Below are 21,176 nucleotides of genomic sequence, written 5' to 3'. Positions count from 1 at the left end.
AATTTAAAGAGTGATTTTAGGAGTGACTTTTGGCGTTTTTGAGTTGTCGGTGTCGTTACCACAGCTAGCGAGAAAGACTGTTGACGCAACGCCAATAACCAGCATGAGCTTATTCAGGTGCATTACTTTGTTCAAGATAATTATCCTTATTATTGTTGTCTCACTTCGCTAAAAAATGAGTGAGTCTTGCTTTTCCTTATGCCTCAAATCTGCGTTTTCTTCTCATAAATTCGCTAACACCAAATTACTTTCTCTAAAGTAATTCCCCCCAAGTACAACAAAGACACTGCTTACGATTAAAGTAATCATTCAAACGTATACTTATATTTAAGCTGTTTCAGATTATGTCATTTTGCAATGTCTACTTTTGTATATAAAAACACCAGATATATATTGATGTGTGGCGTTTAAACAACCAGTATCACAAAATTTATTTAACTCGGCTAAATAGTGTGGATCATGATGAACTATATTCGGTAAAGTCCGGTCTGATGAAAGTAAAATAACGTTTACCGTTAATTGAGTGCGCTAAAAGGAAAGATCTTTGAAAATATTCAAATCTGTTGTGATATCAATGTTGCTGCTAATGTCAGCCGTTGTCAGCTCGAGCACAATTGCCGCGACAACCGGTTGGTTGGTTAATGACAACCACCCGCCAGTGAAGGTCCGCTTTATGCTGACAGGTGAGTTGGACGCCGCGACTAAAACGGTACCTGCAATTCTTGATGTGCAATTAGATGATGATTGGAAAATGTATTGGCGTACGCCAGGTGAGGGCGGTATTGCCCCTAAAATCGACTGGGGCGAATCGACTAACTTTGGTGCAGTCAATTGGCAATGGCCGACGCCGCAGCAATACACCATTATGGGGTATAAAACTCAAGGTTATCAGGGCGAAGCTGTATTCCCTATTCACATCACTGTCGACGATATTAATGCCAATACAGCGTTAAGAGGAAAATTTACATTATCTTCATGCACCACGGTTTGTGTGTTAACTGATTATCAACTAGAACTCGATTTTACCGCCAATGAATTACAAGCTGATACTGAAGCTATGTTTGCTTTTAATAAAGCGATTTCAACAGTACCTCAACTTGTTGATGCTGAGGCCTCAGCTCAAAATGTTCAAATTGGTTGGGATACTGCTCAGAGCTTATTACAAGTGACTGTATTAGACAGTCAGTGGCGCAAACCACAAGTGATTGTTGATGGCGACAAAGAGACTAACTTCAATCCTATAGGCGTGACTCGTCAATCTCAGCCCGATGGCAGTGATGCTTGGGTGGCGCAATTTGAAGTATCGAATTGGTCTGGCGATCCAAAATTGCTCGAGAAACAACTCAATGTGACAGTAAGTGATAACCAACGGGCTTATGAATACACTACTGGTGTGCAATTAACCTCAATTGAAGCAGCTGGTAGCTCTTTGTTAACGATGATGTTATTTGCGCTAATTGGTGGTTTGATTCTCAATGTTATGCCGTGTGTGTTACCGGTATTAGGAATGAAGTTAAGCTCAGTGATTGCTGCGCCCGATCTTCAAAAAACACAAATTCGCCAACAATTCATCGCATCAGCGCTAGGCATTCTGGTTTCATTTTGGCTACTAGCGGCTTTTGTCATTATGCTTAAATTTACCGGCCAAGCTGTTGGCTGGGGCGTACAATTTCAAAACCCGTGGTTTATTGGTTTCATGACCATAGTGACTTCGGTGTTCGCCCTTAATATGCTGGGTGCCTTTGAAATTAATTTACCTTCGAGTTTACAAACAAAACTGGCTACAACAGGGGGTAATGATCACCGTGGTCATTTCTTGCAAGGGATGTTTGCCACCTTACTTGCCACACCTTGTAGTGCCCCGTTTTTAGGTACAGCTGTTGCATTTGCATTAGGCGCTGATGTGCTCAGTCTCATTGTGATATTTACCGCATTAGCTATTGGTATGGCACTGCCTTGGATATTGGTTGCTGCATTTCCGCAAGTGGCGCGTTACTTCCCTAAACCGGGTCGTTGGATGAACATTGTTAAAGTGTTCTTCTCGGTATTATTACTGATCACCAGTCTGTGGTTGATTAGCTTATTATCAAGTTTTATTGCTGTGGCTGCTTTATGGGTCATTGCTGCAGTGTTAGTACTTACTTTCTTTGGTTTGATGGCGAAGCAATATGGACTTCCTGCCGTAATTGCCAGTTTTAGTATGGTCATCATTATTGCTGCCATTAGTGCGTTTGCAACGTCAGATGATTGGTCAAACCCGCTACCGACTGACTTAGTCTGGACTCCACTTGAGCAAACAGAAATCGCTGCGACTGTAGCGCAAGGCAAGACAGTGTTTGTTGATGTGACCGCGGATTGGTGTATTACCTGTAAAGCCAATAAGGTTGGGGTGATATTACAAGACCCCGTATATTCAACACTTAAGCAAGACAATATCATGTTAGTTGAAGGCGACTGGACCACTGCATCGCAACCGATAACAGATTACTTGCAAAGCCATGGTCGTTTTGGGGTGCCATTTAATGTGGTTTACGGCCCTAACGCACCTGAGGGGATCAAGTTGCCAGTGATTTTAACAACAGAGCAGGTCTTGGCGGCGATTGAGCGAGCATCAGGTAATTAGTCATTTTTAATGTGTTGAACTGAATACAATGTAGATGATGCTCGGTCTTATCAGTGAAGTGAACCATCATCAGTTAACACATTGGAATGGATAGAACATGGCTGATTTAGATAAAAAAACGTGGATTCAAAAAGGATTAAGCGGGATTAAACAATTAGGCATAATGTTGCTGTTGTTTTTAGTTGTTTCTACCGCAGTTGATTTGTGGCGCGGCAAGGATATTCCCACGCAAGATTTGCCACATATAAGCGCCTTGGACTTGGATGGCAACTTGGTTGATGTGATGGTCATGAGCCAAGAGGCGCCAGTTTTAGTTTATTTTTGGGGGACATGGTGCCCAGTATGCAACTTTGTCTCACCTTCAGTGGATATATTGAGTGACTATTATCCTGTGGTATCAGTAGCAATGAGTTCAGGTAGTGACGAGCGCTTGGCACACTTCCTAGATGATAAAGGCTATACGCTCAGTACCATTAATGACAAACAAAGCTTTTTAGCGAGAGAGTGGTCAGTACAAGTGACGCCGACAGTCATGGTGTTTAAAGATGGAGAGTTAGTACATTACACCACTGGTTTTACAAGCTTGCCGGGTATGTGGTGGCGAATGGTGTTTGCTTAATATTATTAATATGTACTTAGTTTTTCTATTTGAATAGAGAGCTAGCAACGAGTAACTGGTAACTATCAATTAGTAACTATAAATTAGTAACTATCAATTGCTAACTAATAGGAAGTCAGTCGCAAAAATATGCTCGTTTCTTGAAAGTTAGCGATTTTACAGCCATAAATAAGTAACGATAAATTTTACTGAAAGTGACTAAAGTGACTAAAGTGACTAAAGTTATAAAAAATAACAATAGCAAAGGGTTCACACTGATTGAGTTGGTGGTAGTTATTATCATTCTAGCCATCATTGCGGTTGTTGCTGCACCAAAATTTTTGAATATTAAAACCGATGCTGTTATCGCAAATTTAGCAGGGATTGAAGGGAGTTTAAAATCTGCCAATACGTTGGTTTATTCAAAATCTGCTATTCAAGGGCAAGAAGGCCTTAATTCGGGCCTAGTTGATTTAGATGGTCAAACAGTAACGACCTCATTTGGTTACATAACACCATCAAAGGATAACATCGAAAAGATTGTTGAAGGGGCTTTTGACACCATCACTATCGCTGATTTAAATACTCCTGTTACAGAAGATTGGGGCATTTTTGATTTATTTGGAATTGTGTCAATAATCGTTCCGCGTGGATATGCTTTTAGTGACACTTGTTTTATCTTTTATCTAGTCTTACCTAATGCAACTGAGCCTACTTACACGACTAACACTAGTGGCTGTTAACCTTTTAAACCTGCGTATTATAGGGGCAACTAACTAATTGCCTCTGACATATCTCAATACATTTTCTTCGTACTATCTATCCTAAAATTACTTATATTAGTAGCTGCAAATTTAAGCTAAATAAAGCTTATTGTTTTAAGTTATTTTTAGGGATGAAATATGAAAACGACAATACTTGCCTCAATGATATCAGCTTCAATGTTTTTAACTTTTACTGCTTCTGCTGCAATTACGCCTTTTCAACAAGAAGTGATTGAGGTGATGAAAATGGAGCACAGAACTGATGCGGATAAGTTGAGGGATGCGAACCGCACTCCCGAAATAGCACTTGATTTTTTTGGTTTAAAGCCTGATATGAAAGTGATTGAATTTGTCCCTGGAGGTGGTTGGTATAGTAAAATTCTGGCTCCAATACTTAAAGAAAAAGGTGAGCTTCATATTGCGTTTAAAAAAGAGTGGCTAGATGAAATGGATGATCTGCTCTCGATAGACGCGATGAGTAAAACCAAAAAGCTACCTATTGAACTTGATTGGAACTCTGAAGAGAGAAGATTCAACTTGGGGAATATTGATTTTGGTATGTCAGACGCAGATATGATGCTCAATATCCGTGAGTATCATAATTTTAATATAGAAGACAAAACGAAATTAAATAAAGCGACTTTTGAAGCGTTAAAACCTGGCGGTATTTATGTCATTGTCGATCATACTCGTAGACATATGATGCCTGAAACCGTTGAAATGCGTCGCCGTGAAGATCCTATTGATGTTATTTTAGAAGTACAAGCTGCAGGTTTTGTATTGGAGAAATCATCCAATATGTTTTATCGACCAGATGATGAACTTCGTTATGAAGTGGCTAGAAAATCGGTAACAGGTAATACTGATAGGTTCACGTTAGTGTTTAAAAAGCCATATTAGTTATATTGCCAAGGTATGCTTTAGATAGGTTAATTTTGCTGTTTAAAGCTAAAGCTGTGTTCAGAGAAGGATTATTCTCTGAACAATACATCATCTTTTAAAGCTGGCTTAGCTTTTATTTGTATGATTTATTCGTGTGGTTTGTTTGATAGTTAAAAGCTGTAACGAATTCCGATACGGCTTCTTAATTCTCTTTGGCTTGAATCATCTGAGACCGAAACATCGCCAAACTCTACCCAAGGGGACCAATTTCCGATTTTATAGTGGGCAGTTAAATTATTCTCATAATTTGTTCTGCTATCGTTATATAACAAGTATTCTGAGTTATCGGCATAGTAGTAATTCCCCTCAAATCCAAAGGTCCAGTTTTCAACTTTATAGCCTATATTCACCGTATAGCGATGGCGTAGGTGTTTAATGTCTTCCCCTGGTTTTACATCTAAGCGATAGCGTCCACTTAGAGATAAACCGTCAATGGCGTCTGATTTGTAAGTTAAGCGAAGTTGGGGCTTGTAGGTGGCTCCTGATGAGCCGAACTCAATTGGCATTCCCGTAATGAGTGTCCATTGGTCATTGAGCTTTATACGATAGCCTAGGTCTAATTCAGAGCCATTTGACTGTAAGTCTTCCATGAACTTACCTTCAGCCCCTTTGAATTTTAGCTCTAAGCCGACAGAGAAACGACCATCAAAAGTATGCCCCATTTTTACACGGCTAGCATGCTGATCAGTAGAGCTTTTATATTCCTGACGGAAGTCTAGTGAAGCAGCATCAGCATTTGAACACATTAACAATACAACGCAAATCAATAAAACTAGTCTATGTAATGACATCACTAACTCTATCTAGGATTAAGTTGATTTGTATTACAATATTAATTAATGAAATTTCCAATATACAACTTAATGAAATGTGAGCGATGACATGATTGGCAGTTAAAGAATCTATTTTAGGGGTAATAAGTAGACAAAAAAATTACTTATAGTTAACCCTGTAACATAACTGACTGTTAGTTAACAATTTTGAAACGGGCGTGGCGTAAGCATGGGTGACAGCTAGCAAGGATCTGAAGCTTTTGAAGGCATGATCTATATAGTACTTAAAAGTATTACTTATTTATTTCAGTTAGATGGCACAGATATAATAACTATTTCTGATCATTTGCTTCGTTTACTAGGGATATTGTTGACTCCACGATAACGTGGCGTGGATTTTGGCTGTTTAGTGATTTATGGCTAACTACATTGCGTACTTTATACACTTTTATCGTGTACTAATCTGAGTGCTGATTCATTATCTAAGAAACTAAGTCATCCAATCGTCAATGATTTGACTTTGTATTCAAGTATATCGACAGATAATGCTGCTTAGTGAACTTGACTGAGTTAAAGCAGGTATCAACGATATGTTTCACAACTTTTATATTATTTATATTGTTGAAGATTAAAATGAAGTAAAGTAGTCGTAAGTGATTAAAATATAATAGGTTAATTTTTATATGGTCTATATTTCTTTATCTTTATAGTATTATTAAAATTTTTCACTTAAATTAAAAAAGTATCCTAATAAAAAACTGGTTCAAAACTTGCTGTGTTTAGTGATAAACGCTTTGACTGAGTTGCACTTGCGAATAAATTTAATGATTTGGAGAGTACATGTTTGATAATCAATCTATTCTGATCACAGGCGGTACCGGCTCGTTTGGGCAGAAATATACCAAAACTATCTTGGAGCGTTATAAGCCAAAAAGGTTAATCATTCTGTCAAGAGATGAACTTAAGCAATACGAGATGCAACAGGTTTATAACGATCCTTGTATGCGGTATTTCTTAGGTGATGTACGTGATGCAGATCGAATGCTGCAAGCGTTTAAGGATGTTGATTATGTTATTCACGCAGCAGCTATCAAACAAGTACCAGCGGCAGAATACAATCCAATGGAATGCATTAAAACCAATATTCATGGTGCAGAAAATGTCATTAAAGCTGCTATCGCAAATAACGTTAAGCGCGTCATCGCACTTTCTACTGATAAAGCTGCTAATCCGATCAACCTGTATGGCGCAACAAAGCTTGCGTCAGATAAATTATTTGTAGCAGGCAATAACATTGTCGGTGAAGGGCGTACACGTTTTTCTGCGGTACGTTACGGCAACGTAGTCGGTTCACGTGGCTCAGTAGTACCATTTTTTAAATCACTTATTGAGAATGGTAAAACCACACTTCCAATCACACATCCCGATATGACTCGATTTTGGATTACTCTCCAAGACGGCGTTGATTTTGTGCTGAAAAACTTCTCTAGAATGCAAGGTGGTGAGATTTTTGTACCTAAAATTCCTTCAGTACGCATTACTGATTTGGCAGAAGCCTGTGGTCCAGGAATGAAACAGGAGATTGTCGGTATTAGACCTGGCGAAAAAATGCATGAAATCATGTGTCCAGGTGATGACTCACACCATACTATCGAATTTGATGATCATTTTGTCATTACACCAAGTATTGCATTTTTTGGTAAAGACCATGATTACTATACGAATAAACTAGGTGAATCAGGTGAACTCGTGCAGTTAGGATTTGAATATCACTCAGGAAATAATCCAGACTTTCTATCCGTAGAACAAATAAAACAACTTGAGGATAATTAGTCATGATTCCTTATGGGCGTCAATCCATTTCACAGCAAGATATTGATGCCGTGACCGATGTTTTACAATCTGACTTTCTTACTCAAGGGCCGCAAGTACCTCGATTTGAAGCTAATATAGCCGCTTTTACACATTCGAAATTCGCAGTAGCAGGAAATAGCGCAACATCATTATTGCATGTCGCTTGCCTTGCCCTAGGTGTGACCTTTAAAGACACTGTCTGGACAAGTCCAATATCTTTTGTTGCTTCATCAAACTGTGCTGTTTACTGCGGTGCGACTATAGATTTTGTTGATATTAATTATGAAACAGCCAACCTTTGCCCAAAAGCATTGGCAAAAAAGTTATCACAGGCAGCATTAAATAATAGCTTACCTAAAGTTATTATAGCGGTACACATGGCTGGTCATAGCTGTGATATGCAAAGCATTGCGCAACTGGCTCGTCAGTATGGAGTTAAAGTCATCGAAGATGCTGCACACGCAATAGGTGGCAGGTATCTTGATTTCCCTATAGGTAGTTGCCAGTTTAGCGACATTACTGTTTTTAGTTTTCATCCAGTCAAAATTATCACTACAGGTGAGGGAGGCGTCGCAACGACTAATGACGCTAAACTTGCAGAAGCGATGAAACGTTCATGCAGTCACGGCATCACTAAGCAGTCTGAAGAGTTAATTAATTCGGATGAAGGTGACTGGTATTATGAACAACAATCATTAGGTTTTAATTATCGTATAACTGATTTACAGGCTGCTTTAGGCAATAGTCAATTATCATCGCTTGAGAGCTTCGTTGAAAAAAGAAATAGTTTAGCTAAACGTTATGTTGAACGATTAAAAAACACCAATGTTCAAATTGTATTACCTCTAGAAGAAACGGTTAGTGCCTATCATTTATTCATTGTTTTACTGCCCCAAAAAGTTGACCGTAAAGAAGTATTTAACGAAATGAGGCAAGCAGGAATAGGTGTGCATGTGCATTACATACCAATTCACCTTCAACCTTTTTATCAAGAGTTAGGTTTTACAAAAGGTGATTTCCCTCAAGCTGAGTCATATTATCAATCGTGCCTGACGCTACCCATTTTTCCAAGTTTAACCGAAATTGAACAAGACTTAATTTGCGAAAAACTCAAGGGGTTACTTAATTGAAAATAGCAATTATTCCTGCTCGTGGCGGTAGCAAACGAATTCCTAAAAAAAATATTCGTCACTTTTGTGGAAAGCCTATCATCGCCAGATCAATTGAGGCAGCTGTTGAGTCAGAGTTATTCGATCATGTGATTGTGTCGACTGATTGCTTTGAAATTGCAGAGATAGCGAGAAGTTATGGTGCCACGACCCCCTTTATGAGACCCGCTGAGTTATCTGACGACATGGCGACAACCCGTGTAGTCGTCAATCATACTATTAATTGGGTGATTGATAATGTGGGCAAGGTTGATCATGTTTGTTGTTTATATGCCACAGCCCCATTTGTTACAGCAGAGGCTTTAAAGCTGAGTTTTGACCAATTACTCAATATGGGGACCGATTTTTGTTTTAGTGTAACCAGTTTCGCTTCAGCGATTCAACGAGCCCTTTATATGGATGATTCCGGTCATGTAAAAATGTTTGCTCCTGAGCATCGACAAAGTCGTTCTCAGGATCTTATTGAGGCTTACCACGACGCAGGGCAGTTTTATTGGGGTAAGTCTGAGGCATTTTTAAGAGGCGATATTATGTATTCAGAGAAAGCGACTTCATATATCGTCCCAAGATACCAAGTTCAAGATATTGATACAGAAGAAGATTGGCTGCTTGCTGAGCGTTTATTTTTAGCTGGAAGCATGTGACACAGGTTTTAATCCGTACCGATAGCGGACAACATATCGGCAGTGGCCATATCATGCGCTGTTTGACTATAGCCAACTCATTGTCCAGAAAAGGGGCGATTGTCACTTTCTGTTGCCGTAACCATAGTGGTCATCAGGCTAAAGTTTTGGAAGGTTTTAATGTTTTACAGCTTTCTGAATCAGCGCAATATACCCAAGGCGATGGAGATTACCCTCATAGTCATTGGTTAGGATGCACTGAAGCGCAAGATGCCGAGGACACATTAGAAGCTGTCAAGCATAATGGAATTAAACCTGATTGGATTATTGTTGATCATTTCTCTTTAGGTGCACAATGGGAGTCACGAGTTGCAACAGAGACTCAATCTCAAATTGTTGTTATCGATGGTTTGAGAGATAGGCCTCATCAATGTCAGATGCTAATAGATCCTACTCTACATAGTCGTTCTTGTTCGCCGAGTGACGGAAGAGTATATATAGGACCTTGGAACATACCGCTTCGTGAAGAATTTAGAGGTGTTAATCCGAGTTTAAGAACACAGCTTAAAAAGGTGTTTGTGTGTTTCGGTGGTGTTGATAAAGATGATGTAACAGGCCAAGTTTGCCAAGTGTTATTGCAGCGTTCACTTCGTCAGGAATTGGATAGAGTCGATGTGGTGGTGGGGGCTTCGTATCCCCATATTGAGCGACTCGAAGCTTTATGTCGTCAACATGCTAACTACTTGAACCTTGAGATTCAATCTTCGCAAATATCGCAGTTAATGGAACAGGCCGACTTAGCAATAGGTGCTGGTGGCGGTATTTCTTGGGAGCGCTGTGCTGCTGCTTTACCCGCTTTGTGTTGGACGATTGCGGACAATCAATCTGTACCTAATGAACAATTAGCTAAGTTAAATGCAATCATGCACTTAGGTAAAGTAACAACGGCATTAGAACAACAGCTAGAATCGGCTATTTGGTCATTAATAAATCAACCTAATCAGCTGCAGTTAATGTCACAGAGTGCAAAAGAAGTGATGCAAGGATGGCAAAAAAGAAGTGTGTGGATGGCAGAGTTAATTAACTAAGTTATTCGTAATCAGGAATAAAAGAATATGAGTAAAAAGCGAGTGGTCATTATCGGCGGCGCAGGCAATGGTGCAGTCTTAGCTCAAATCATTATGGATATGCAGCGCGCGGGCGATGCAATAGAGCTAGTGGGTTTTCTTAATGACCATCATAGCGCTGGTGAGTTACTTTTCCACTGGCCTGTACTAGGGAAGTCTTCTCAGTGGCAAGAATTAGATAAAGATATCTTATTTGTATTTGCGCTATTAAGCGTGGGGAAAATGCGCGAGAGAGCAGATTTATTAAAATCTTTAGCTATTCCTTCGAGCAGGATGGCAACTTTAATCCATCCTAGTGCGATGATAGGTTTCGATTCTCAAATTGGCGCAGGGAGCGTGATTTGCTCACAGGTATCGATTCAGCCGCAGGTGAACATAGGCGAAAACGTCTTGGTAAGAGCGGGAGCTAATATTGGACATGATGTTCAGGTATCTGATTATGTTGATATTGGCCCGAATGTTTGTCTTTGTGGATATAGCAGTTTGAGCGAAGGCGTTCATGTTGCAGCAAATGCAGTTGTACGTGATGGGTTAAGCCTTGGTGCTTATTCAGTAGTTGGTGCAGGTTCAGCACTGTTAAAAGATGCTGGCGAAGGTTCGACTTGGTTAGGGAATCCTGCCCGCCGAGTTAGCTAAGTAAAAGGTGGTTAAATGTTCGAATTTAAAGGTAATCGTAATTATTTACATGGAACAGATTTTTATTTGTTCACTGTTGAGTATGCCAAGAAGAACTATCCAGAAGGAGCCAGACTGACACAACTTAGCTTTCGAAAACTTGCTCGTTGTCAATGTGAATTAATGACACAAAAACCTGAAACAGGAACAATTGTAGCAACAGGGAAATTCCATCTAACCGATGGGACTAAAGTCCCGTTTTGGTGGGTTGAAGGTAGTGCTTCAGTCGAAGGACGCTATGAGTTTGATGAAGATGGATTAGTTTCTAACGCTCAGATGACAACTCATCCAGCAACAATCAATATGCTTAAACCTTCAGGAAACTATACCTGTATTGAAGTGCTGGTTGCCTTAACTAAGAAAATGCACAATGAGATCGCGCGACCAAGCAAAGGGAAGTGGTTATTTGGCCAACTAAACCTTACGAAAAGTTTACCGATACAGTATGAAGCAGCAGAAATTAGGCTTCAGTCGATGTTACATGACAAATTTTCGGTTTCTGAAGTATGGCTGGATGGACATTTAATGGGGCAAATTAGGTTTATCGTGGAGGGGCAATAATGGATATTGGCATAAAAGCGGTAGCAAGTTACATTCCGTCTACCGCAATTGATAATCTAGAGCAGGGGCGTCAATTTGGTGAATCTGCTGAGTTTGTTGAGTCTAAACTTGGCGCCCTTGTTTTACCTCGAAAAAGTCCGCAACAAGAATGTTCAGATTTATGTGTTGCAGCTATTGAACAACTAGTAAAACAGCAGCCCAGTTTTGAAAAAGACAAAATCGATGCTCTTATTGTTGTGACTCAAAATGGTGATGGTGAAAACATTCCTCACACAGCAGCCATAGTACAAGAAAAAGCAGGCCTGCCGAAAACAATAGCCGCTTTTGACGTGTCTTTAGGCTGTTCAGGTTATGTTTATGGTCTTTATATCATCAAAGGCTTACTGCAAGCTGCAGGGCTCAAGCAGGCATTATTAGTGACAGCCGACCCCTATTCAAAAGTCATTGACCCTGCAGACAGGGTCACTTCAATGTTATTTGGAGACGCCGCAACCGCGAGTTGGATTGGTCATGAACCTGTTTTTAAACTGGGTTCTGTGCTGTTTGGAACTGACGGCAATGGAGCAGAAAGTTTGCAAACAAAACAAGGCATTTTGTCAATGAATGGCCGACAGGTGTTCAACTTTGCTTCGGTGAATGTGCCTAAACATATTAAAGCGTTGCTAGAAGATAGCGAAATGTCTGAGGCTGATATTGATGCTTTTCTTATCCATCAGGGAAGCGCCGCGATTGTGGACACGATTGCGAGGCGTTTTAAAGACAAGAACCGCTTTATTAAAGATCTCAAAGATACTGGTAATACCGTTTCATCCTCTATTCCTCTTCTTATTGAAAAGCACGCGATGAGTAGTGAATGGAACAATATTGTGTTGAGTGGATTTGGTGTGGGTTTCTCCTGGGCCAGTGCATTAATTCATAGATAATAAGGAGGCCATTATGGTCAATTTAGAAGTAATTAAAAAAGCGCTAGAAGAATCTGGCGCAGTCGATCTTGAAGCGCTAGCACTTGATGTCACTTTCGAAGACGCAGGATTTGACAGTCTAGACATGTTTAATTTATTTGTGGAACTTGAGCAACTTACAGGCCATCAAGTTTCTGACGAAAAGGTGGATGAATTGACCACACCTGCTGCTTTGATTGCTTACTTTGATAGTTTAAATGACTGATTGGCTCCCGAAAAAGGCCATCATCATTGCTGAATTATCAGCCAATCATAATGGTAGCTTAGAAAGAGCTTGTGACACTATTAGAGCTATGGCAGCTTCTGGTGCCGATATTGTAAAGGTTCAAACATATCGCCCTGAATCATTATGTCTTGATATTGATAATGACTACTTTGGTAAGCGCAAAAAAGGCTTATGGAAGGGGAGGACGTTATGGAGTCTTTACCAAGAAGCCGCATTGCCTTATGAATGGCATCAGCCTTTACAAACGCTTACCCATGAGCTGGGGATGGAGTTTTTCTCAAGTCCATTTGACCTTGAAGGGGTGGATTTTTTAGAAAGCCTTAATGTGCCATATTACAAAATTGCCTCCTTTGAAGTTAACCATATTCCCCTGATAGAAAAAGCAGCACTAACAGGTAAGCCACTTATTATCTCTACCGGTGTTGCTGATGATAAAGATATCGAACTCGCCCTTAATACTTGCTTCAAGGCTGGTAACTTTAACGTTGCTTTACTTAAGTGCACATCTCAGTACCCAGCAAGCTTAAATGATGCCAATCTGAAGATGCTCACCGATATGCAGCAAAGATTTAAGGTACCCATAGGATTGTCAGATCACACAATGGGCTCACTAGTCCCCATGACTGCAGTGAGCCTAGGGGCAAGAATCATTGAAAAGCACTTTACCTTAAATCGAAATGATGGCGGCGCCGATGGCGCGTTTTCTATGGAGCCCCATGAGTTTCGAGAAATGGTTGATCAGATCAGAGCTGTTGAGTCCTGTTTAGGTGAAGTGAGCTACAAAGTGACTGAAGAAGATAAACTACGCCGCCGTTCGCTCTTTTATTGCCGAAATCTATCCGCTGGAGAAGTGATTGGTGAAGAAGATATAAAAGTGCTGCGTAATGGTAGTGGCTTACAGCCTAAATATATGGAGCAGTTATTGGGTAAAGCCTTAGAACGCAGTGTAAAAGTGGGTGAACCTGTACTTGCAGATGATCTGCCGAATAAAGATAACTGGCAAAACTAGATACAGTAATGAAAGGATGTTTTTCCATGTGGACTGAACAGATTGAATTAATTAGCACAGATATGAAGCAAGCTGATTCCAAATATTTACCTACCAGCTTTTGGCAATTTGGTGCTAAAGGTTTGCAGCAGGATATTGAAACCAATGGTATTGAGAATTTTCGGGGGCTGAAAAGTGCCTTGTCATTCTTTGTTCCTACCTATACTTTCCATGGTTGGGCATCATCACCTGCAAAGTATCAGGAAATGATGACACTGTGCGAAACGCACTTATCAGGAAATCCAAAAGCAATCCTATCGATGCAGGACTTCTTGTCTGGTGAAAATCATGCAAGAAGTGATTTTCGAGTTTACAAAGCGAGCGATAGTAACAAAAAACCTTTCACTGATAACTTTAATGAAAGCTCAGTTGGCTCACCTGTTGAGCAATTTGAATTTGAAAATCGTAAGTTTAGTCGTTCAAGTTTAAACTATTTATTAGGTCTCAATTTTTTAAAGCAACAACTCGCTGATGTACCTATAAACAAAGTATTAGAAATTGGCGGTGGTTTTGGCTCGTTAGGTGAAATCCTGTTGAGTGATGAGCGAAATGACACTTTTTACTTAAATGTTGATATTGCACCCACTTGTTTATTTTCAACATACTATCTTCAGTCTATTTTCGGTCAAGATAATATTGCTGATTATAAAACTCTGACAACTTGTGATGACTTCTCACTAGAAAATCTATCAAGTCAGTTTCAAGGTGCGGTAATGTGCCCTTGGCAGCTTCCAAAAGTGACCGGTGAGCTGGATTTGTTTGTTAATTTTATCTCGTTTCAAGAAATGGAACCGGACATAGTTGAAAACTATTTGGGTCATGTGTCGCGATTAAACTGTAAATATGTGCTTTTAAGGAACCTAAGAGAAGGTAAGCAACTTGCCATTGATGGAAAACGAGCTGGTGTTAAAAAGCAAATTAAGGGAGAAGATTATGATGTTTTCTTACCTGATTATGAATTACTTGCCACCAATGTTCATCCGTTTGGCTTTGAAACCATAGACGGTTTTCATTCAGAACTGCGTCTGTATAAACGTAAGAGCTAAATCGGGAATTAAGAAAGGTTGGTATGGTCTCCCCACAAGGACTCGAACCCTGATCGGCCGCTTAGGAGGCGGCTGCTCTATCCTGTTGAGCTATAGGGAGACTTTACTAATTATACAAGTTTTACCTTTGATTAAAAGCGTTTAAATTTAGTTGCTTAGTCCTTAGCCACTTCTAATATCATTTCCTTATCGAATCAATGATTATTATAGCTTTTCCCCGAAAATGTGGGCAAACCAAACCTGTCAAAATCAGCAGACTAGTAGGTTAATATTCAAATATGTATAAGCTAGTGAATGGTTAAGCTTGCTGGAGTACTTGCTCCAAATAATTTTTAGCTGAAATGCTATCAGGGTTAATACTTAACACTTGTTCAAAAGCTGACTTCGCTCCCCCAAGTTGACCAATTTTAGCAAGAAAAATTCCAAGCTTAAGTAAAGTGCCTTCGTCCGTCGGGTATTTATCTAAATAATCAAGATAGGTATCAAGTGCTTGTTGATTATTGCCTTGTAGCGAGAAAATATGAGCAAGTTGAGGGAAGTATTCATCGCTGTAAAGTGAAAGGCTTTTGATGGTTTGTTCTGCAAGATCAAGTTGATGAAGCTTTAAAGCCACCAATAACAGTTGTTTGAGCTCTAACTCTGTTCTATCTGCCTTTTCAATTTGTAATAAAGACTGCAACGAAGATTCAAAATCTTTTTCAATGAAATAAATATAATGTTCAGCAAGGAGGAGTAGCCTTGCCGCAAAAGCATCTTTTTCGATTAAAGGTCTAATACTATTAATCAGTAAAGTTAGCCCTTTTATATTGTTATGCTTCTTTAAGTCCAGAATTTTGGCTAATGTATTATCTAAATTCTGATTGGTTTTTTTCATGGCAAAATATGGATGAGAAAAACTAGTTAATTGTTCTTGATATTGCTTTTTTGATTCTGCTAATTGTTCTGATTCTTTTGCTGATAATGTATCCAAAGAAGTTGCATTGAGTTTTTGTTCCAATAACCATACTCGACCTGGTTGATTGTATTTATTCCAGCCAATGGTAAGCAGCTCAATGTTGGGCTGAACTTTAGTTTCTTCACGTCTAATTCTAATAGTCTCTATCGATGTTTCTGTCAGATTTTGTAGCTTTTGAGTGATGACTTCATATGCGCTGTAATACAACTTTGTCATCTTAAGCATATGTTGTTCAGACCAATCTTGTTTTTTTTTGGTGGTCAGAAACTGAGAAAACTCAAAATAGCCAAACACTTTAATCGACATGTTATAGCGATTAAACTTCTTATTGATTTTAGTTTCAATGCTATCTATTTCTTTAACTTTACCTTGATATTCAATGGATTCAGGTTTAAGTTTTCTCGCTGAGTTAGTCAAATTTAATGCTTTTTGGGACAGCTTTTTAATGCTGATAAAAGCATTTTTAGCATCGATGACTTCAGTTTCTAATGTGCTAAGAAAGCTTGATTCATTATCGGTACTCGACGGTATCATTGCCAATAATTGAGTAGGAGAACATTGTGCAGATACAATATTAATATCGTTGAAGTTTTTATAAGCAACGCCTTTTATTTTGGCAGCGTGTTCTGAGAGGTTAATAATTTTAACATTAGGAAATTGCGAAGCTTCTTCTTCAAGCCCTTGAGCTGCGTATAGTAATTGAATCGGTGTCTCAGCTATTTGCCCTGAATAGGTTTCAACCCACTCGTGGATTTTACTGTTTTTACTGCCTGCACTGGCTTCAAGGCTACCTTTAGCATGAGTAACCCCAGTTGGAGAATGACAAAAATCAACGCCGGTTAATAATACTTGTTCAAACCCCATTTCTATAGCGATTCTGATGGCACTGTTTGTGACTGTTGGTCCGATGGTCAGAATATTATCTGTTTCAATCCAAGGTAACTGATCTCCCAAGAACAATGATTTACCTTGCCATTGAGCAAGAATTCTATGATTGACATGATGTGAATTGATGAACAGGCTTTCTCCTGCTAATTTCATCATGTCACGATTCACTTCAAAGCTCGTATCTTGGGGATCAACTGAAACAATAATATGTGCGGGAATACCAGCTTGGGAGAGTTTTGCTGCAAATCTTGAAACGGTAAAGATAAAGAGTTGTTGATAGTTTTCTTTTATCCACTCTAGGTGTAGATCCAGTGACGGGCCACCACCAATGACAATGGCGGTTTTACCAAGAAACTTATTTTTTAATAATGATGCAGGTAACTGGTTTTCAACCACGTTAAACATCTGCTGTTCAAAAAAAGACTTTTGGTTAAAGTTGGTTTTATGTGAAATAGAGTGTTGATTTATGGTTCGATAAGCTTGGCTGTATAGCGTTGAATACTCCTCTATCACGCCTGATGAAGCCGCTAGTGAAAGAGTCACAGCAATCTGGTCTTTAATAAAGTATAAGTCGTCTTCTGCAGATTCAATGTGGTGTGTTAACTCATCAAAACTGATGACTTTTAGGTAATCCTGTTGCTCTGTAGGTATCTCAATGTTGAGCATGTTCATCACTTCTGGTAGTTCAACAAAAATGTATTTACTGCCATCAGTTTTTGGCGCTTCCAGAATGTAATTTACCAATAATCCAGAATCTAAGCCCAGAACAATATGTAGGGTGTCTTTAGCAAAAATATCTTGTTTAAATTTTTGTTTAAACGCAGTTGTCGAATCCACTTTCTCAAAGGTATTACGATTAACACTCGGTAAGTAATATTCGCCAAATTGACTAATTGAAAATTGATTATTAAATACTGAGCTAGATCTTTCCATTGTTTGTAAGCCTTTTCTTTTAGTAGCAAATCGCAAATTATCTTTTAATAATTTGACCTATATATCAGGGTTTTACTTCAGTAAAGTTTGTATTAAATTTTAATCACAATATCTTGTACTTGAATATTGCCTGTACTTCCAATCCCTTCTAGCACCGCAGTTGCGCTTTCTTCTGATACTTGCTCAATGGTAACTGTGGCGCGATTTTTCGTTGCGACTGCACGCATTAAGTTGACTCTGTCTGGGATATTTTGCTGCAAGACAATTTGAAAGTTATCACCCATTTTAACGTTATTTTTTCGGCCTAGATTGATGATAATTCTGTTTCCTTGCTTAGCGACGATTTGTCCTAATAATGGACGACAGTTTAGGAGGTTATCAATATCTTGCGTGCTTTGTTGAAATAATTGGTTCATTGATTGTCCGTAAGTCGAACTCCAAAAGCGCTTTGTTGTTGGAGAGACGGTTTCATCTTTATCAAATGCCCATTCTGCTGTAGCGGCGTAGTCTTTACTCCATACTTTTTCACCGCTAATGCCATGAAATAATGTAAAGCGTAAATTAATTTGTCGTTGAGGGTAATCACTCCACAGGCCGAACATTGAGCTCTGATTTGGCTCTGTGGAAATATCTAAAATCTCAGGCTGTAAAATATATTGGCTATCAGTAATTTCGCCTAACCAACTTGGGATCCTGTTGCCTCTAAAGTTTATCAATTGATTTTTATGGTCTAGTTTTTCTTCGGCGTGCATATGCGCAAAACTAAACTCTGACATGCTATTAATCACTGTGCCATATTGTTGTGACAGGGCTTGTTCAAAATTGGCTAATTAACCATAGCGCAATTGGGAGCGATCTCGCATGGTAGCTTGTGGAATCATCAGTGCCGCTTTAAGTTGCTGGCTGTGACATTGCTGAACGACCTTCTGTGATTCGAGGTTTAGCCTTAATGAGACAGTAATATCAGTTGAGGTGATTATTTCTGATACCACTTCAATATTTTTAGCCTCACCCATGCGTTGTACTTGAAATGCATTTTGAGTCAAGTTGCCTTGATTAATGGTTTGACGACTATTGAAGTTCACTCCAGCTTTTAAGCTGGCATAGTTTAATGCTTGATTTATTGCAGCTTCACGGGCTTTATCAATATTGCCATCGACTATGCTCGCTTGACCTGATACTTCGATTCTTTGTGCAAAAGCGACGTGACTGATACTAGCCAATTGCAGTACAAGCACTGAAAAAAATAATAATTTAATGTTTAAATTCGGCATGTTCAGTTTCACTTTTTACAAAATAATGAAGATATCAGTGCCAACTTAATGACTTTTAGACACCATTTTTATGAGTCTTTATAGCAAAGCAATAATTGTGCCCTTTGTGTATCTGTGGCTTTGATAAGTGTGAACATTTAGAAAAGGCTCATCATGGCTAATTAATAGCGGTTAAATGATAAAGTTTTTAACTTAAGTGCCGATAGGGTTTCAGAGAGTGTGGCTATTAACATTGTTATGAGTGTGATGACGAATATGGTTATTAATAAAGTTAGGCCACTTGATACCCATTGAATGAGTAAGGTTTGTTCACTGGGTTTAAAACCATACTTCTCTAGATAACGCCAATGACAGTGCATGAATTGAGTTAAGGATATAAAGGCTATGCGTCAATTTATTTTATTACCCATCGCTTTATTAATGGCAGCTTGCGCAAGTGAGACGTCAAAGAGTGGCGATGAGTTAACCTATACTGGGCAGCCTACTGACACTAACTCATGGTTTATGTCCGAACCAGAAGCTCAGACGCCAAAAGCATTAAGCTACAATATAGAGAAGGTCGGTTTAGCCCCAAAGTCTCAAGTGAACACACTTGCAGAAAAAATCGTCAATGAACTGGTATTACAAAATGATAGCCTGCGTTCAGATCAACCTTTATTGGTGACGACACCTGTAAAAATAGATGCTTTTAGTCAAACTGACGCTCTAGGTTTGCAGCTACAACAAGGTTTTGTTGCAGCATTTCATGCTCATGAATTTAATTTAGTTGATATGAATGTGGCTAATGCCATAAGAGCAACAGAACAAGGTGAGTTTATTCTCAGTCGTGATTGGAAGCTATTGCCGTCTGATTTACCCGTGTCCCATGTTGTTGTGTCGACAATGGCTACAACAACACAAGGAGTCGTGTTGAATGCCAGGATTGTTAATGTAACCAATAATCGAGTGGTGTCTGCTGTACAAACTTTTGTTCATACAGACAGTTTACCGGGTTACTTATCACCCTCTAATAAAGTTACCTCAGAAAATGGTTTGCTCTATCGTAATGAGCAATCTGGGGATGGAAAAGTGGCTGTGCTAGGAGAGAAATTATGAAAAAGCTTTTAATGGCAATGATGTCTGTCGCAGCATTATCGTTAGTCGGTTGCTCAAGTAATGATAAATATGTTCAGTGGGAAACAGAGGCGCCTGAGCAGTTTCCAAAATTAACCGCGATAGGTTATGCCCCTCTCGCGACCCAGCCAGCAAAAGAGCAATCTCATAAAGTGTTAATGGCGATGCAAGCGTCAAAAATTGCGGCGTATCGTGAGTTAGCAGAGCAGGTATATGGTCAACAAGTGGATGCTCATAGCCAAATGAGCGAGTGGTTATTAAATAGTGAAACCGTGTCGACTCAGGTTTCTGGCATGATTAAGGGGGCTAAGGTGATTAAAAGCTATCCCGCTGGTGATATGTATGTTACTGAATTAGAATTAGATTTTGCTCAAGTGTGGAACTTATATCAGCAAGACAATCGACCAAGAAAAATCAAAGAAGTCACTTATTTTTAGTGCTTTAATGTTGATTGATCTATTACAAATGAATACAAGAAAGCCGCTGATGACAGCGGCTTTTTTATAGTTTTTATTCATGGGAGCAGAAATTGACGCTTACATTAGGCTTTTAGATTAGAGCCTAATGATGAAATGGTCGACGTTCGCCCTTTGTCATTATAAGTGAGGCTGGTAGCGTTTCGACTCATTTGCATCGCTTGAGAAAAGCGATTTAAACTCGCAATATTCAGTTCAATCAAGCTGGCATTTTGATTATTAATGTCTTTACACTCTTCTAATATTACCTTGGCTTCTTCCACTTTCTGAATTAATACAGTGTCAGTGCTAAGTAATTCTTTATCAGGATGGTTAGCGAGCTTCTGATCATTCTGCTGCAGATTATTGAGACAGGTTACTTTCTCGCGGGCTAAAGCCAAAAGGGTATCTGCATCTTGATCTGTTAACGCTTGCTTTTCTGCAGATACAAGTTTTTTCAGCGACGACAAAGTGCCGTGCTGAAAAGATAACAGCTGTAGTAATTCATTCATAAGTTACTCTTCATAAAATCCACATTACATTTGTAATGCTTGATTAGCCAAGAGT

The 21,176-nt window shown here is 39.2% G+C and carries 22 protein-coding genes, 1 tRNA gene and 1 pseudogene; 16 read left to right on the top strand and 8 right to left on the bottom strand.

Features of this window, described 5'->3' with window-relative positions; all coding sequences use genetic code 11:
- Window positions 1-3: 3 nt before the first annotated feature.
- Window positions 4-135, bottom strand: coding sequence for a hypothetical protein (locus AB4153_RS16800; protein WP_371998176.1), 132 nt, complete (start codon window positions 133-135; stop codon window positions 4-6).
- Window positions 136-544: 409 nt separating this feature from the next.
- On the opposite strand from AB4153_RS16800, the gene AB4153_RS16795 reads away from it, so the two are divergent.
- The 4 genes from AB4153_RS16795 to AB4153_RS16780 all read left to right on the top strand — a co-directional run bounded on the left by AB4153_RS16795 (window position 545) and on the right by AB4153_RS16780 (window position 4,885).
- Window positions 545-2,623, top strand: a complete 2,079-nt coding sequence (locus tag AB4153_RS16795) for a protein-disulfide reductase DsbD family protein (protein ID WP_371998175.1) — start codon at window positions 545-547, stop codon at window positions 2,621-2,623.
- A 97-nt stretch (window positions 2,624-2,720) separates the two neighbouring features.
- Window positions 2,721-3,242 (top strand): protein disulfide oxidoreductase, encoded by a 522-nt coding sequence (locus AB4153_RS16790; protein WP_371998174.1) that lies wholly within the window; start codon window positions 2,721-2,723, stop codon window positions 3,240-3,242.
- A gap of 203 nt (window positions 3,243-3,445) precedes the next feature.
- Complete coding sequence (locus tag AB4153_RS16785) at window positions 3,446-3,964, top strand: prepilin-type N-terminal cleavage/methylation domain-containing protein (protein ID WP_303516954.1); 519 nt, start codon at window positions 3,446-3,448, stop codon at window positions 3,962-3,964.
- 159 nt (window positions 3,965-4,123) lie between these two features.
- Window positions 4,124-4,885 carry a class I SAM-dependent methyltransferase gene (locus AB4153_RS16780; RefSeq protein WP_371998173.1) on the top strand — a complete coding sequence of 254 codons (762 nt, stop codon included), beginning with the start codon at window positions 4,124-4,126 and terminating at the stop codon, window positions 4,883-4,885.
- 152 nt (window positions 4,886-5,037) lie between these two features.
- Here AB4153_RS16780 and AB4153_RS16775 read toward each other — a convergent pair whose 3' ends face one another.
- The gene (locus tag AB4153_RS16775) at window positions 5,038-5,718 is read right to left on the bottom strand and encodes an oligogalacturonate-specific porin KdgM family protein (protein ID WP_102529423.1); all 681 of its coding nucleotides are present in this window, start codon (window positions 5,716-5,718) and stop codon (window positions 5,038-5,040) included.
- 822 nt (window positions 5,719-6,540) lie between these two features.
- On the opposite strand from AB4153_RS16775, the gene pseB reads away from it, so the two are divergent.
- From pseB to AB4153_RS16725, 10 genes are read left to right on the top strand one after another with little or no spacing between them, the layout of a single operon-like run.
- Complete coding sequence (pseB, locus tag AB4153_RS16770) at window positions 6,541-7,533, top strand: UDP-N-acetylglucosamine 4,6-dehydratase (inverting) (RefSeq protein WP_303516955.1); 993 nt, start codon at window positions 6,541-6,543, stop codon at window positions 7,531-7,533.
- Between the two features lie 2 nt (window positions 7,534-7,535).
- Complete coding sequence (pseC, locus tag AB4153_RS16765; protein ID WP_102528965.1) at window positions 7,536-8,684, top strand: UDP-4-amino-4,6-dideoxy-N-acetyl-beta-L-altrosamine transaminase; 1,149 nt, start codon at window positions 7,536-7,538, stop codon at window positions 8,682-8,684.
- Window positions 8,681-9,367 (top strand): pseudaminic acid cytidylyltransferase, encoded by a 687-nt coding sequence (pseF, locus tag AB4153_RS16760; RefSeq protein WP_303459799.1) that lies wholly within the window; start codon window positions 8,681-8,683, stop codon window positions 9,365-9,367. Before pseC ends, pseF begins: the two co-directional genes overlap by 4 nt.
- Window positions 9,364-10,434, top strand: coding sequence for a UDP-2,4-diacetamido-2,4,6-trideoxy-beta-L-altropyranose hydrolase (pseG, locus tag AB4153_RS16755; RefSeq protein ID WP_303516957.1), 1,071 nt, complete (start codon window positions 9,364-9,366; stop codon window positions 10,432-10,434). Before pseF ends, pseG begins: the two co-directional genes overlap by 4 nt.
- Before the next feature lie 27 nt (window positions 10,435-10,461).
- On the top strand, window positions 10,462-11,109 hold the full coding sequence (locus AB4153_RS16750; RefSeq protein ID WP_371998172.1) for a NeuD/PglB/VioB family sugar acetyltransferase: 648 nt from the start codon (window positions 10,462-10,464) through the stop codon (window positions 11,107-11,109).
- 15 nt (window positions 11,110-11,124) lie between these two features.
- Entirely contained in the window at window positions 11,125-11,709 is a 585-nt protein-coding gene (locus AB4153_RS16745; protein WP_371998171.1) for a hypothetical protein, read from the top strand.
- The gene (locus AB4153_RS16740; RefSeq protein ID WP_371998170.1) at window positions 11,709-12,632 is read left to right on the top strand and encodes a ketoacyl-ACP synthase III; all 924 of its coding nucleotides are present in this window, start codon (window positions 11,709-11,711) and stop codon (window positions 12,630-12,632) included. The genes AB4153_RS16745 and AB4153_RS16740 overlap by 1 nt, the downstream gene beginning before the upstream one ends.
- Window positions 12,633-12,645: 13 nt before the next feature.
- The gene (locus tag AB4153_RS16735; RefSeq protein WP_102528971.1) at window positions 12,646-12,876 is read left to right on the top strand and encodes an acyl carrier protein; all 231 of its coding nucleotides are present in this window, start codon (window positions 12,646-12,648) and stop codon (window positions 12,874-12,876) included.
- Window positions 12,869-13,906 (top strand): pseudaminic acid synthase, encoded by a 1,038-nt coding sequence (gene pseI, locus AB4153_RS16730; RefSeq protein ID WP_371998169.1) that lies wholly within the window; start codon window positions 12,869-12,871, stop codon window positions 13,904-13,906. Before AB4153_RS16735 ends, pseI begins: the two co-directional genes overlap by 8 nt.
- Window positions 13,907-13,932: 26 nt before the next feature.
- Window positions 13,933-14,991, top strand: coding sequence for a putative sugar O-methyltransferase (locus AB4153_RS16725; protein ID WP_371998168.1), 1,059 nt, complete (start codon window positions 13,933-13,935; stop codon window positions 14,989-14,991).
- A gap of 24 nt (window positions 14,992-15,015) precedes the next feature.
- Here AB4153_RS16725 and AB4153_RS16720 read toward each other — a convergent pair.
- The 5 genes and pseudogenes from AB4153_RS16720 to AB4153_RS16700 form a co-directional block, all read right to left on the bottom strand.
- Window positions 15,016-15,091: transfer RNA gene (locus AB4153_RS16720), tRNA-Arg, on the bottom strand.
- Window positions 15,092-15,289: 198 nt separating this feature from the next.
- A complete protein-coding gene (locus AB4153_RS16715; protein ID WP_371998167.1) occupies window positions 15,290-17,767 on the bottom strand; it encodes a 6-hydroxymethylpterin diphosphokinase MptE-like protein in 2,478 nt (825 codons plus the stop codon).
- A gap of 92 nt (window positions 17,768-17,859) precedes the next feature.
- Window positions 17,860-18,183, bottom strand: coding sequence for a FlgT C-terminal domain-containing protein (locus tag AB4153_RS16710; protein ID WP_371998192.1), 324 nt, complete (start codon window positions 18,181-18,183; stop codon window positions 17,860-17,862).
- A gap of 54 nt (window positions 18,184-18,237) precedes the next feature.
- Window positions 18,238-18,585: pseudogene (locus AB4153_RS16705) on the bottom strand (flagella assembly protein FlgT middle domain-containing protein); the annotation flags it as partial.
- Window positions 18,586-18,597: 12 nt separating this feature from the next.
- Window positions 18,598-19,041 carry a flagellar assembly protein T N-terminal domain-containing protein gene (locus AB4153_RS16700; protein WP_371998166.1) on the bottom strand — a complete coding sequence of 148 codons (444 nt, stop codon included), beginning with the start codon at window positions 19,039-19,041 and terminating at the stop codon, window positions 18,598-18,600.
- A gap of 384 nt (window positions 19,042-19,425) precedes the next feature.
- On the opposite strand from AB4153_RS16700, the gene AB4153_RS16695 reads away from it, so the two are divergent.
- Both AB4153_RS16695 and AB4153_RS16690 read left to right on the top strand, forming a co-directional pair.
- Complete coding sequence (locus AB4153_RS16695; RefSeq protein WP_371998165.1) at window positions 19,426-20,136, top strand: FlgO family outer membrane protein; 711 nt, start codon at window positions 19,426-19,428, stop codon at window positions 20,134-20,136.
- A complete protein-coding gene (locus tag AB4153_RS16690; RefSeq protein WP_102528985.1) occupies window positions 20,133-20,591 on the top strand; it encodes an LPP20 family lipoprotein in 459 nt (152 codons plus the stop codon). The genes AB4153_RS16695 and AB4153_RS16690 overlap by 4 nt, the downstream gene beginning before the upstream one ends.
- A gap of 104 nt (window positions 20,592-20,695) precedes the next feature.
- Here the strand turns inward: AB4153_RS16690 and AB4153_RS16685 are convergent, their stop codons facing one another.
- Window positions 20,696-21,121 carry a flagella synthesis protein FlgN gene (locus AB4153_RS16685; protein ID WP_102528986.1) on the bottom strand — a complete coding sequence of 142 codons (426 nt, stop codon included), beginning with the start codon at window positions 21,119-21,121 and terminating at the stop codon, window positions 20,696-20,698.
- Window positions 21,122-21,176: the final 55 nt, after the last annotated feature.

The organism is Shewanella sp. 10N.286.52.E4, from assembly GCF_041468785.1.
Classification (GTDB): Bacteria; Pseudomonadota; Gammaproteobacteria; order Enterobacterales; family Shewanellaceae; genus Shewanella; species Shewanella electrodiphila.
The sequence above is the reverse complement of the archived record's forward strand: the minus strand, read 5'-3'. Positions and strand labels throughout refer to the sequence as shown.